The organism is Micromonospora globbae (assembly GCF_003610785.1).
Lineage (GTDB): Bacteria > Actinomycetota > Actinomycetes > Mycobacteriales > Micromonosporaceae > Micromonospora > Micromonospora globbae.
Genome location: NZ_RAQQ01000001.1, coordinates 51,173 through 63,549, shown reverse-complemented (window position 1 = coordinate 63,549; position 12,377 = coordinate 51,173). Strand labels below are relative to the sequence as shown.

Below are 12,377 nucleotides of genomic sequence, written 5' to 3'. Positions count from 1 at the left end.
GTCCCGCGGGTCAGCCGGTGGCCGGGTACGCGTGGGTCTCGGCCGCCTTCACGGCCGCCCACACCTCCTGCCCGGGGGTCAGGTGGAGCTGCGCGGCGGCGGCCGGCGTGACGTCCGCGGCCACGGCGATCGGCCCGTCCAGGCGCACCCGCAGGTAGTCGCCGTGCCGTTGCACCCCGCTCACCGTGGCCGGCCAGGCGTTGCGCGCGCTGCCGTCGGGGCGGGCCGGGTGCACGACCACCGCGGCCGGCCGGAACGCCACGTACGCCTCGCCGGTGACCCGGTCGGCGACGGTCAGGTGCAGTCCGTCGGCCACGCGTACCCGGTCGCCGTCGGCCCGGCCCCGGTAGAGGTTCAGGCCGACGAGCCGGGCCACGTAGTCGGTGCGTGGCCGGGCGGTGACGCTCTCGGCGTCGCCCTCCTGCACCACCCGGCCACCCTCCACGATGACCAGCCGGTCGGCCAGCGCCAGCGCGTCCAGCGGGTCGTGGGTGACCAGCAGGGTCGCACCGGCGTGCGCGGCGAGGTGCCGGTGCAGCTCCGCCCGCGTCTCCAACCGGGTCCGCGCGTCCAGCGCCGCGAGCGGCTCGTCCAGCAGCAGCAGCGACGGCGCCACGGCGAGCGCCCGGGCCAGGGCGACGCGCTGCGCCTGCCCGCCGGAGAGCTGCCGGGGCCGCCGGTGCTCGTGCCCGGCCAGCCCGACCCGGCGCAGCCACTCCCGGGCGGTGTCGCGAGCCGCCCGCCGGTCGGCGCCGCGCCGCCGCGGCCCGAAGGCCACGTTCTCCAGGGCCGTCAGGTGCGGGAACAGGAGGTAGTCCTGGAAGACCACGCCGACCGGGCGCCGTTCGGTGGGCACCCAGCTGCCCCGCGCCGGCCGGTCGAGATCCGTGCCGGCCAGGGTGACGTGCCCGTCGGTGAGCGGTTGCAGGCCGGCGAGCGCCCGCAACGCCGTGGTCTTGCCGGCGCCGTTCGGGCCGAGCAGCGCGACCACCTCGCCGGCGGCCACCCGCAGCGGCACGTCGAGCCGGAAGGCTCCCCGGTCGACCACGAGCCGGGCGTCGAGCAGCGCGGCGGTCACGGCGCACTGATCCAGCGGTCGCGCAGCGCCGCGAGGATGGTGACGGAGACGGCCAGCAGCACGACGCTGAGCACGATGGCGGCCTCGAGGTCGGTCTCCAGCGCCAGGTAGACGGCGAGTGGCATCGTCTGCGTCCGGCCGGGGTAGTTGCCGGCGAACGTGATGGTGGCGCCGAACTCGCCGAGCGCCCGCGCCCAGCACAGCACCGCGCCGGCGGCGAGGCCCGGCGCGACCAGCGGGAGCGTGACACGGGTGAAGGTCGTCCACCGGCCGGCGCCCAGGGTGGCCGCCGCCTCCTCGTAGCGCGGGTCGGCGGCCCGCAGCGCCCCCTCGACGGCGATCACGAGGAACGGCATCGCCACGAACGCCTCCGCGAGCACCACCCCGGCGGTGGTGAACGGCAGGGTGATCCCGAACGTCGCGTCGAGCCAGCCGCCGAGCAGCCCCCGGCGCCCGAAGACGAGCAGCAGCGCGACCCCGCCGACCACCGGCGGCAGCACCAGGGGCACGGTGACCAGGGCGCGGACGATCCGCCGGCCGGGGAACTCGACGCGGGCGAGCAGCCACGCCAGGGGGACGCCGAGCAGCAGGCAGAGGCCGGTGGCCAGCGTCGCCGTCTGCAACGACAGCCGCAGCGCCGTCAACGCGCCCGGCTCGGTGAGGCGCTGCGGCAGGGTGGACCACGGCGTACGGACGAGCAGTCCACCCAGCGGCAGGACGAGGAAGAGCAGGCCGAGCGCGGCGGGGAGCAGCAGCGGCAGGGGGATCCGGGTGCGCCGCGAGGGCGTACGCCGGACGGCCGGCGCGGCGGGCGGGGCGTCGCGGGTCGCGGTCACGGCGTCTGGAAACCCGCCCCGGTGAGCACGGCCCGGCCGGCGTCGGAGCGGACGTACGCGACGAAGGCCCGCGCGCCGGCCGGGTTCGGCGCGTCCGCGAGGGCGACGATCGGGTAGTCGTTGACGGCGCGGGCCGACTCGGGGAACTCGACGGCGCTGACGTCGTCGTCGGCCGCCGCCGCGTCGGTGCGGTAGACGAGTGCCGCGTCGACCTCGCCGAGCCGTACCTTGGCGAGGGCGCCCTTCACGTCCTGTTCGAGGGTGACCGGGGTCAGGTCCACCGACGCGGCGTCCAGGGCCGTCCGCGCGGCCGCCCCGCACGGCACCTGCTCGGCGCAGACCGCCACCGCCGTTCCGGGCCGCGTCAGGTCGGCGAGGCCGCGGATCCCCCTGGGGTTGCCCCGGGCCACCGCGATCACCAACTGGTTGCGGGCGAAGACGCTCGGCGTGCCGTCGGCGTTGCCGGCGTCGGTGACGGTCGCCATGTTCCGGGGCGCGGCCGCGGCGAACACGTCGGCCGGCGCGCCCTCGTTGATCTGGGTGGCGAGGCCGGAACTGCCACCGAAGTTGAACACGACCGTGGTGCCCGGGTTGGCGGCCTCGAAGTCATCGCCGATACGGGTGAAGGACTCGGTCAGCGACGCCGCGGCGAAGACCGTCACGGTGCCGGAGGTCCCGGACCCGCCGCCGCCCGGGCTGTCGCCACCGCCGCAACCGCTCGCCGCCACGGCGACCGCCAGCGCGGTGGCCACCGTCGCGCGGACCCGTGCCCGCCTCACGCGCCGGCCCTGCCCCGCGCTCCGGCCGCCGGGGCGGCCCGCTCGACCACGACCGTGGTCGACTTGATGACCGCGACGGCCACCGACCCGACCTGGAGATCCAGCTCGTCGGCCGCCTCCCGGCTCATGAGCGACACGATCCGGAACGGCCCGGCCTGGATGTCGACCTGCGCCATCACCGTGTCCTTCACGACGTTGACCACGATGCCGCGCAGCCGGTTGCGGGCCGACGAGGACTCGGCGCCCTCGGCCGGGTCCGCGCCCTGACCGCGGGCGAAGGCGGCCAGGTCGACACCGGCGATCACGCGGTGCCCGTGCTCGTCGCGGCCGGCCGGCAACCGGCCGGCGTCGATCCACCGGCGGACCGTGTCCGCGCTGACGCCGAGCAGTTCGGCGGCCTCCCCGATCCGGAACGATCCCACGGGAGCACCCTAGCCTCCGCAGCTGCGGAGGCCAAGGGGCCGACTTCCTCGCAGATGCGAGGTGCGATGGCGACACGATGCCGCAACTGCGAATCGCGTAGGCCCGCCGTCCTTGCCAGCGCAGGGACGGCGGGCGTGCGCATCAGCAGTTGCGCAGTTCGGGCGACTGGTTGAGCAGCTGGCCCCGGGGCGAGACGAAGTCGCGGTAGGCCGCCGAGTCGACGGCCGCCGGGCGGAACGCGGCCACCCGGTGGCAGTTCTGGAAGGCCAGTCGCACGCCGAAGTGCCGCTCCAGGCCGCCGCGGATGGCGTCGCTCGCGAGCGCCCGGAGCAACTGGCCGCGCTCGGCCTCGGTCGGCGGGGGCAGCGCGTCGTCGGCGTGCTCGGCCCCGGTGGCGTCGAGTTCGGCGACCACGCGGCTCACGGTCTGCCAGGCGTACGGCAGCGAATCGCGGACGCACGCGACGAAGTCGGCGTCGTCGACCGGGCCCCGCTGGGCGGTGTCGAGCAGGGCCGGTGGGACGGTGAGGGACATGGTCATCCTCCATTCGAAACGACAACCGTTTCCAATAACGGTCGTGGTCCGAGCACAGCACGATGGAGGAGGACGGTCAACCGCCCGTCGGCGCGCCGGCCCGGGACACGCCGACGCGCCGGCCGGGCGGGGCCGGTGCGACCGACGGGCGGGGCAGCGTCGACCGACGGGTAGCGGCGTCGACCGACGGGTAGCGGTGCCGACCGGCGGACGGGCGGTGGCACGCGCGGCGGGTAGCGGTGCCGACCGGCGGACGGGCGGTGGCACGCGCGGCGGCAACGACCGGCCGTGAGGCAGGAGGCCGGCAGCGGTGGATCCCCGGCGCCGGCGGTGGCGGGACGCGGTCAGGACCGGCGCGTACGACCCTTGAGGTGTCGGCCCATCTCCCGGGCGATCTCGCGGTTGGCGTCGCGCTCGGCGAGCGCCTGGCGCTTGTCGTACGAGCGGCGGCCCCGCGCCAGCGCCAGCTCGACCTTGGCCCAGCCGTTCTCGAAGTACATCGACAGGGGCACCAGCGTGATGCCGCCCTCGCGGGTCTTCGCGAGGATCCGCTCGATCTCCACGCGGTGCAGCAGCAGCTTCCGGGTGCGCCGCGGCTGGTGGTTGGTCCAGCTGCCGAAGCCGTACTCGGCGATGTGCAGCCCGTACAGCATGATTTCGCCGTTGCGCTCCTGGGCGAACGCGTCGACCAGCGACGCGCGTCCCTCCCGCAGCGACTTGACCTCGGTGCCCACCAGCACGATGCCGGCCTCGTACGTCTTGAGGATCGTGTAGTCGTGCCGCGCCTTCTTGTTCGAGGCGATCAGCTGGCGCGACGGCTGCCGGGAGGCGTTCACCCGGCGAAGGATATCCGCGCCCCGCCCTTTCCCCCGCGATCTTGCACTTTCGGTCCCTGTTCTGCGCCGTTACGCCCGAAACGCCGGGGCAGAAACTGCAAGATCGCGGGGAGATCGGCCGCGGGGGTCCGGGGTCATAGGGTTGTGGCCACCTTGGTCAGGACGGGGAGCAGCGCCGCTGCGGCCGGGGCGCGGTGCCGGTGGGCCACCGTGGCCGCGTACACCCGCCGCGCCGGCGCGTCGTCGGGGTGCAGCCGCAGCAGGGCGAGGTCCGCCGGGGCGGCCCGGACGGCCAGGGCGGGCACGAGCGCGACGCCCAGCCCGGCCGCCACGCAGCCCAGCTTCCCGGTCCAGTCGGCGGAGACGATGTCGATGCGGGGCCGGAAACCCGGCGGCATGGCGGCCCGCATCAACGGGTCGGCCCCGTCCGCCGACCCGGCGATGAAGCACTCGCCGGCCAGCTCGGCCAACCGGACCGTGTCGCGGCCGGCCAGTGGATGCCGCCGGGGCACCGCGACGAGCAGACGTTCGTCGAGCAGGTGGTGCAGGTCGAACCGCTCGGCGTCGAGCGGCTGGTCCGGGGGTGCGCTCACCACGGCGACGTCCGCGTCACCGGCGAGCAGCCGCTCCAGCAGGGCCGGCGTACGCCCCTCCACGAGTGAGAGGCCGACCTGGGGGTGCGCGGCCCGGAACGCCGCCAGGGCGCGGGGGACCAGCGCGGCCACCGCGGTCGGGAAGGCGCCCACCCGCAGCCGCCCGCCACCCAGCCCGCGCAGCGCGTCCAACTCGCGGCGGGCCGTGGTGAGCCGGTCGAGGACGGCCTCGACGTGGGGGAGGAGCCGCCGCCCCTCCTCGGTGAGCGCCACGCCCCGCGGCAACCGGTCGAAGAGCACCACCCCGAACTCCGCCTCGAGCGCCGCGATCTGCCGGGACACCGCCGACTGGGTGTAGCGCAGCTCGCGGGCGGCCCCCGTGATGGATCCGTGCCGGACGACGGTGCGCAGCACGTCGAGCGCCTCGATCTGCATGCCGCGACGATAGCCGCTGCCATGCGGCACACGCATGCCAGCCATGAACATCATTCACTGGTCGCATCGCGCGGAGCGGCATAGCGTTCCGGGCATGCTGAAGATCGCCGTACTCGGCGCCGGACGGATGGGCGCGTCCATCGCCCGCCGCCTGCTCGCCGCCGGGCACCCGGTGACGGTCTGGAACCGCACGGCCGCCCGTACCGACCCCCTGCGGGCGGCCGGTGGGCAGGTGGCCGACTCGCCCGCCGAGGCCGTCGCCGGAGCCGACGTCACCGTCACGATGCTGGCCGATCCGGCCGCCGTCGACGCCGTCCTGTTCGGACCGGGCGGCGCCGCCCCGGGCCTCGCCCCGGGCGCCTGCCTCGTCGAGATGTCCACCATCGGACCGGAGGCCGTCCGGGCCGTGGCCGGCCGGCTCCCCGACGGTGTGGACCTCGTGGACGCCCCGGTGGCCGGGAGCGTGTCGGCCGCGGCGGCCGGACGCCTGCGGGTGTACGCGGGCGGCCCGGCCGCGGCCGTCGCGCGGGTCCGCCCGGTGCTGGAGGCGCTCGGCGCCGTACGGCACCTGGGCCCCACCGGCAGCGGGGCGGCCGCCAAGCTCGTGCTCAACGCCGCGCTGCTGATCGGGGTCGCCGGGGTCGCCGACGCGCTCGCCGTGGCGGGGGCCGTCGGGATCGACCGGGACAGCGCCCTGGACCTGCTCGGCGGCGGTCCGCTCGGCGCCGCCGTCGCCCGGGCCACCAGCGCGGACGCCGACTTCCCGATCACGCTGGCCGACAAGGACCTGGGCCTCGTCCTCACCGCGCTGGCCGGCGCTCCCGCGCCCCTGGTCCACGCCGCCCGGGCGGCCCTGGCCGCCGCACCCGACCCGACCGCCGACATCGCCACCCTGACCAACGGAGAACTCCTGTGAGACCCACCCTCGACAACCCCCGCACCGTCGCCGCGCCCTTCGGCGACCGGTTCGCCCACGTGGCCCGGCTCGACGTCGGCGGCGGCGCGCTGCTCCTCCTCGCCGGGCAGGTCGGCGTCGACGACGACGGCCACGTGGTCGCGCCGGGCGACGTCGTCGCGCAGTCCGAACGGATCTTCGAGATCGTCGGCGGCGTGCTCGCCGGGCACGGGGCGAGCCTCGCCGACGTGCTGCACATCCGCAGCTTCCTCACCGACCTCGACGACCTGCCCGGGTACGCGGCCGTCCGGCGCCGGCTCTTCACGGCCACGCCACCACCGGCCAGCACCACCGTCGAGGTGAGCCGGCTCTTCCTGCCCGGGGCGGTGATCGAGGTCGAGGTCACCGCCGCTGTGCCGGCGGCGCGCTGACCCGGCCGGTGCGGGGCTACGGCCGGCCGGTGTCGGCCTGGAGCCGGTCGGCCAGTTCCCGCACGGCGGCCACGAACCGCGCGTCGGTCTCGTTCGGCCAGTGCCCGAGGATCTGCGGGGGCACGCTGTCGCTCGGTGGGACGACCACGTCGGGCGGGTCGATCTCCCGCCGGTCCACCATCGCCGCCGGGTCGTCGGCCGGCGCCGGGTCGTCCTGCCGCCGGGGCGAGAAGATCCAGCCGCCGATCTGGTCGGTCTCCCGCCAGATGTTGATCCATCGCCAGCCCACCCGCCGCCCCACCTCCCGCAGGGTCTCCTCGCCGACGTACGCGGGAAAGAGCGGCCCGTAGAGCCGACGCAGCGGCGAGCCGTAGGTGAGCAGGGCGACCCGGTCGGTCACCTCGGGCGGGAGCTGGAGCACGGTCGCGGCGAGCAGCACCGAGCCGTGGCTGTGCCCGGAGAGCAGGACGCGGTCGCCCCGCCCGGTCAGGTAGGTGATCCGCCGGGCCAGCTCGGGCACGGCCCGTTCGGCGTAGCAGGGCGGGGCGAACGGGTGGGCCGAGCGGGGCCAGAACGTGCCGAGGTCCCAGATGACGCCGACGTAGCGGCGGAACTCGGCGGTCCGGTACGCGAAGATGCCGCCGACGACCAGGCCGAGGAGGAGGCCGGCGATCACCCAGCTGCCCACGCCGACGAGGAAGTTCACCAGGTCGCCCGGCACGCCGATGTAGCCCTGGACGAGGTCCGCCGGGTAGTGCCCCATGAAGCCGAAGGCGCTGGTGGCCAGGCCGAGCCCGACGAGGGACGCGTACACCACCGTGAGCGACTCCAGCCGCTCGGTGAACCGGGCCCGGGCGATCGCACGCTCGACCTGGCGCAGCCGGTCGTTCGCCTCGGGCGGGGCGTCGGGGAAGTCCCGGGCGACGATGGCGGCGGCGTCGCGGAACCGACTCCGACCCGAGACGACGGTGACCAGACCGGCGACGACCAGCGTGCCGACCACCGCCAGCACGAACCCGAAGATGGCCCACATGTACGCCACCGGCGGACTCATCAGGAGCTGACCCGGGGTGGGCTGGTTCCGGTTGAGCAGGTCCGCGACCCGGTACACCAGCTCGGCGGAGAACGCCACCGCGAGACCCGTGGCGATGGCCGCGACCGCCGGGGCGCCACGCCCGCGCGGCGGGACGCCCCGCACTCGACGCTGGCGCAGCACGAGCAGCCCGATGGCGGCCAGCAGCACCGTCTGGGTGATGAAGATCGAGGCGACCGTCTCCCCGTACCCGGGCATCCCGACGCCCGGCGGCCACGGCGCGGGGTCGACGAGGACGACCACCACGACCAGGACGGTCAACCCGCACGCCACCGTGCGCAGGCTGCGGGTGAGCCGGTCCACCCGCGCGCCGGGCTCGGCCTCGTCGATCATGCGATGGGCGCAGACCAACGCCACGCAGACGAGCAGGAGCGCTCCCACGACCAGGGCCAGCACCTGCGCGGCGACGGACGAGCCGGGTCGGGCCCGGGCGGCGAGCAGAGTCGCGTCCAGCGTGGCGAACGCCGTCGCGACGTGGATCGACCGCAGTCTGCCCACGATCGGTGCGGTGTCCCACTGGCCCACGGCACTCAGCTCCTGCACGCTGACCCGGGCCGCCAGCGGCGACCGGAAGGCGGTGAAGGGGCGGCCGGGCCGGGCGCCGAGCCACCACAGCAGGCCGATGGCGGCCGCCGGGACGACGCTGAGCACCGCGAGGCGCTGTCCCGTCGGCCGCTCGCCCAGCCAGGAGAGCCAGTCCCGGTTGCTGACGCACCGCGGGACGGCCATGCACTGCCAGGCGACCAGGTCCAGGGCGACTCCGACGATGGAGAGCACGTAGAGCACGGTCAGCGTGAGCCCGAGCACCCGGCACAGCGCCTTCATGGCGGCGTGGGAGCGGGGGGTGTCCGGGCGCATCCAGACCGCCACGTTGCAGAGCATGAACGGCAGCAGGAACACCAGCGACAACGTCCGTACCGCCGTGCCCGAGGGCAGGTCGCTCCAGCGGTACGCCTCCAGCGTCACCCCGGCCGGGCCGGCGGTGTCGGGATAGCCGGGACGCGGGCGGAAGAAGCCGCCGTTGCGGTCACCGGCGACCTGGTGGGCGTGCGGCCGTCCCAGGACCTGCTCGGCACCCGCCCCGGAGACCCCGTGCACGCGCAGCTCGACGACATCGCCGGACGCCGCCGGCCCGCTCGACGGCGCTGGCGTCTCCGACATCGGCCCCCCGAGGTGTCTACGGCAGCCCGGCCCGGGCGTCCGGCCACCGCCGGCGCCCGGCCCGGGTTACCCGGAGGAACGCCCGCCAACCGTCGCGGCGGCGGGATCCGCCCCGGCGGTCGTGGTGCCGGTGTGTGTGCGCCGCCCGGGGAGGTGGTTTCATGGGCGCCATGGCGAACCCGGTGATCCTGACCGTCGACGACGACCCGGTGGTCTCGCGGGCGGTGGCCCGCGACCTGCGTCGGCGGTACGGCGAGCGGTACCGGGTGGTCCGCGCCGGTTCCGGCCCCGAGGCGCTCGACGCGCTGCGCGAGATCAAACTGCGCGGCGAGCGGGTGGCGCTGCTGCTGGCCGACCACCGGATGCCCGGCATGACGGGGATCGAGTTCCTCGAGGCGGCCATGGACCTGTTCCCCGCCGCCCGCCGCGTGCTGCTCACCGCGTACGCCGACACCGACGCCGCCATCGAGGCGATCAACGTGGTCGACCTCGACCACTACCTGCTCAAGCCGTGGCACCCGCCGGAGGAGAAGCTCTACCCGGTCGTGGACGGCCTGCTGGAGGCGTGGGCGGAGACGCCGGACGCGGCCCTGACCGAGATCCGGGTCGTCGGGCACCGCTGGTCGGCACCCTCCTTCAAGGTCCGCGACTTCCTGGCCCGCAACCTCGTCCCGTACCGCTGGCTGCTCACCGACGATCCCGAGGGCGCCCGGCTGCTCGCCGCCGCGGGCGCCACCGAGGCGGACGTGCCGCTCGTGGTGACCGCCGAGGGCAAGACCCTCGTCGCCCCGACCACCGCCGAGCTGGCCGGCGTGGTGGGGCTCACCGTGGAGCCGGCCACCGACTTCTACGACGTGGTGGTGGTCGGCGGCGGCCCGGCCGGCCTCGGCTCGGCCGTGTACGCGGCCTCCGAGGGCCTGCGCACGGTGCTCGTGGAGCGCCGCGCCACCGGGGGGCAGGCCGGCCAGAGCAGCCGCATCGAGAACTACCTGGGCTTCCCCGACGGCCTCTCCGGCGCCCAGCTCACCGACCGGGCGCGGCGGCAGGCGCTGAAGTTCGGCGCCGAGCTGCTGAGCACCCGCGAGGTGGTGGGCCTGCGGGAGGCCGGTGGGGCCCGGCTGCTGAGCTTCGACGACGGTGTCGAGATCGCCGCGCACACCGTGGTGCTCGCCACCGGCGTCTCCTACCGGGTGCTCGACGCCCCCGGCGTCGCCGACTTCACCGGGCGCGGCGTCTTCTACGGCGCCGTCTCCACCGAGGCGCCGAGCTGCGTCGACCAGGAGGTCTACATCGTCGGCGGGGCGAACTCCGCCGGTCAGGCGGCCGTGTACTTCGCCCGGTACGCCGCCCGGGTGCACCTGCTGGTCCGGGGCCCCGACCTGACGGCCTCGATGTCGCGCTACCTGATCGACCAGATCGAGCGCAGCGACCGGATCACCGTCCACGCGCACACGCAGGTGGTCGGCGCGGCCGGCGGGGACCACCTGGAGCAGCTCACGCTCTGCAACGGGCGTACGGGCGAGCGGCGCACCGTCGACACGTCCTGGCTGTTCGTCTTCATCGGCGCCGAGCCGCGAACCGACTGGCTGGACGGCGTGCTGGTGCGTGACGGGCGGGGCTTCATCGTCACCGGGCCCGACCTGGTGGTCGACGGGAAGCGGCCGTCCGGCTGGTCGCTGTCGCGGGACCCCTACCACCTGGAGACCAGCCTCCCGGGGGTGTTCGCCGCCGGCGACGTCCGCTCCCAGTCGGTGAAGCGGGTGGCCTCCGCCGTCGGCGAGGGGGCGATGGCCGTCTCGCTCGTGCACCGCTACCTGGAGGCCCAGTGACCACCCCCGGCGACCGGCTGACGCCGGAGCAGCTGCGCACCCTGTTCCTCTTCGAGGCGCTCGACGCCGACCAGCTGGCCTGGCTGGCGGAGACCGGCCGGGTGGAGCAGCGCGCCGCGGACACCGTGGTGTTCGGCGAGGGGGAGCCCGCCACGTGCTTCTTCGTCCTGCTCTCCGGCACGGTGACCCTCAGCCGGCGGGTGCAGGGCGCCGAACTGGAACTCGCCCGCACCGACCAGCGCGGCGTCTACGGCGGCGCCACCGAGGCGTACCTCGACGTCGACACCCAGCGGGTCTACCGCAACACGATGCGGGCGATCACCGAGGCGGAGTTCTTCGTGCTCCCCGCCGAGGACTTCGCGGAGGCCGTCCGGTCCTGGTTCCCGATGGCGATGCACCTGCTGGACGGCCTGTTCATCGGCATGCGCAACACGCAGACCATCGTCGGTGAGCGGGAGCGGCTGCTCGCCCTCGGCTCGCTGTCGGCGGGTCTGACCCACGAGCTGAACAACCCGGCCGCCGCGGCGGTGCGGGCCACGTCGGTGCTGCGCGACCGGGTGGCCGCCATGCGGAGCAAGCTCGCGGCGATCGCCGACGGCCGGCTGGACGGCAGCGCCCTGCACCGCCTGGTCGAGTTGCAGGAGGAGGCGGTGGCCCGGGTGGCGGCCGCGCCGAAGCTCAGCCCGATGGCCGCGTCCGACGCCGAGGACGCGCTGAGCGACTGGCTCGACGAGCACGGTGTCCGCGGGGGCTGGGACCTGGCGCCGATCCTCGTCGGGGGCGGCGCGGACACCGAGTGGCTGGGTCGCGTGCGGGCGTCCGTCGGCCCCGCCGACCTGGAGACGGCCATCCGCTGGCTCACCTACACGGTCGAGACCGAGCTGCTCATGCGGGAGATCGGGGAGGCGGTCACCCGCATCTCCGGCCTGGTCGGCGCGGCCAAGCAGTACTCCCAGCTGGACCGCGCGCCGTTCCAGGTGGTCGACGTCCACGACCTGCTCGACGCCACGCTCGTCATGTTCAAGGCCAAGATCCCCGCCGGGGTCACGCTCGTCAAGGAGTACGACCGGAGCCTGCCGCACGTCCCCGCGTACGCGGCCGAACTCAACCAGGTCTGGACGAACCTCATCGACAACGCCCTCGCCGCGATGGGGGAGAAGGGCACGCTGACCGTCCGCACCGGACGCGACGGTGACCTGGTCGCCGTGGAGATCGCCGACACCGGGTCCGGGATCCCGCCGGAGGTGCGGCCCCGCATCTTCGAGCCGTTCTTCACCACCAAGCCGGTGGGCAGCGGCACGGGCCTCGGGCTGGACATCTCGTACCGGATCGTCGTCCACAAGCACCACGGCGACATCCGGGTGCACAGCGAGCCGGGTGACACGGTGTTCCGGGTGCTGCTGCCGCTGAACCCCGTGCGGCCGCCCGCGCCGGACCCGCTCCCCAGGCCCTGA

12 protein-coding genes are annotated in these 12,377 nt (G+C 75.2%); 4 read left to right on the top strand and 8 right to left on the bottom strand.

The window, feature by feature from the left end; all coding sequences use genetic code 11:
- Positions 1–10 precede the first annotated feature (10 nt).
- The 7 genes from D7I43_RS00235 to D7I43_RS33995 form a co-directional block, all read right to left on the bottom strand.
- Entirely contained in the window at positions 11–1,078 is a 1,068-nt protein-coding gene (locus D7I43_RS00235; RefSeq protein ID WP_120326294.1) for an ABC transporter ATP-binding protein, read from the bottom strand.
- Complete coding sequence (locus D7I43_RS00230) at positions 1,075–1,914, bottom strand: ABC transporter permease (protein WP_120326293.1); 840 nt, start codon at positions 1,912–1,914, stop codon at positions 1,075–1,077. The genes D7I43_RS00235 and D7I43_RS00230 overlap by 4 nt, the downstream gene beginning before the upstream one ends.
- Positions 1,911–2,693, bottom strand: coding sequence for a molybdate ABC transporter substrate-binding protein (gene modA / locus D7I43_RS00225; RefSeq protein ID WP_120326292.1), 783 nt, complete (start codon positions 2,691–2,693; stop codon positions 1,911–1,913). The genes D7I43_RS00230 and modA overlap by 4 nt, the downstream gene beginning before the upstream one ends.
- Positions 2,690–3,115, bottom strand: coding sequence for a TOBE domain-containing protein (locus D7I43_RS00220; RefSeq protein ID WP_120326291.1), 426 nt, complete (start codon positions 3,113–3,115; stop codon positions 2,690–2,692). Before D7I43_RS00220 ends, modA begins: the two co-directional genes overlap by 4 nt.
- Before the next feature lie 142 nt (positions 3,116–3,257).
- Complete coding sequence (locus tag D7I43_RS00215; RefSeq protein ID WP_120326290.1) at positions 3,258–3,650, bottom strand: SCO5389 family protein; 393 nt, start codon at positions 3,648–3,650, stop codon at positions 3,258–3,260.
- 344 nt (positions 3,651–3,994) lie between these two features.
- Entirely contained in the window at positions 3,995–4,486 is a 492-nt protein-coding gene (gene smpB, locus D7I43_RS00210; RefSeq protein WP_120326289.1) for an SsrA-binding protein SmpB, read from the bottom strand.
- Positions 4,487–4,620: 134 nt separating this feature from the next.
- Positions 4,621–5,514 (bottom strand): LysR family transcriptional regulator, encoded by an 894-nt coding sequence (locus D7I43_RS33995; RefSeq protein WP_120326288.1) that lies wholly within the window; start codon positions 5,512–5,514, stop codon positions 4,621–4,623.
- Between the two features lie 94 nt (positions 5,515–5,608).
- Between D7I43_RS33995 and D7I43_RS00200 the strand changes: the two genes are divergently transcribed.
- Positions 5,609–6,430 (top strand): NAD(P)-dependent oxidoreductase, encoded by an 822-nt coding sequence (locus D7I43_RS00200; protein ID WP_204985109.1) that lies wholly within the window; start codon positions 5,609–5,611, stop codon positions 6,428–6,430.
- On the top strand, positions 6,427–6,840 hold the full coding sequence (locus D7I43_RS00195) for a RidA family protein (protein WP_120326286.1): 414 nt from the start codon (positions 6,427–6,429) through the stop codon (positions 6,838–6,840). Before D7I43_RS00200 ends, D7I43_RS00195 begins: the two co-directional genes overlap by 4 nt.
- 16 nt (positions 6,841–6,856) lie before the next feature.
- Here D7I43_RS00195 and D7I43_RS00190 read toward each other — a convergent pair whose 3' ends face one another.
- On the bottom strand, positions 6,857–9,094 hold the full coding sequence (locus tag D7I43_RS00190) for a hypothetical protein (RefSeq protein WP_120326285.1): 2,238 nt from the start codon (positions 9,092–9,094) through the stop codon (positions 6,857–6,859).
- Between the two features lie 161 nt (positions 9,095–9,255).
- Here D7I43_RS00190 and D7I43_RS00185 point away from each other — a divergent pair, with 161 nt between their 5' ends.
- Together D7I43_RS00185 and D7I43_RS00180 are read left to right on the top strand one after the other, a co-directional pair.
- Positions 9,256–10,923 carry an NAD(P)/FAD-dependent oxidoreductase gene (locus tag D7I43_RS00185; protein ID WP_240032719.1) on the top strand — a complete coding sequence of 556 codons (1,668 nt, stop codon included), beginning with the start codon at positions 9,256–9,258 and terminating at the stop codon, positions 10,921–10,923.
- Positions 10,920–12,377, top strand: a complete 1,458-nt coding sequence (locus D7I43_RS00180) for an ATP-binding protein (RefSeq protein ID WP_120326284.1) — start codon at positions 10,920–10,922, stop codon at positions 12,375–12,377. Before D7I43_RS00185 ends, D7I43_RS00180 begins: the two co-directional genes overlap by 4 nt.

Excerpts from the sequence above, each read along its gene's own strand:
- D7I43_RS00190 (WP_120326285.1), bottom strand. The coding sequence starts at position 9,094 with ATGTCGGAGACGCCAGCGCCGTCGAGCGGGCCGGCGGCGTCCGGCGAT.
- D7I43_RS00185 (WP_240032719.1), top strand. The coding sequence starts at position 9,256 with ATGGGCGCCATGGCGAACCCGGTGATCCTGACCGTCGACGACGACCCG.
- D7I43_RS00215 (WP_120326290.1), bottom strand. The coding sequence starts at position 3,650 with ATGTCCCTCACCGTCCCACCGGCCCTGCTCGACACCGCCCAGCGGGGC.
- D7I43_RS33995 (WP_120326288.1), bottom strand. The coding sequence starts at position 5,514 with ATGCAGATCGAGGCGCTCGACGTGCTGCGCACCGTCGTCCGGCACGGA.
- D7I43_RS00200 (WP_204985109.1), top strand. The coding sequence starts at position 5,609 with ATGCTGAAGATCGCCGTACTCGGCGCCGGACGGATGGGCGCGTCCATC.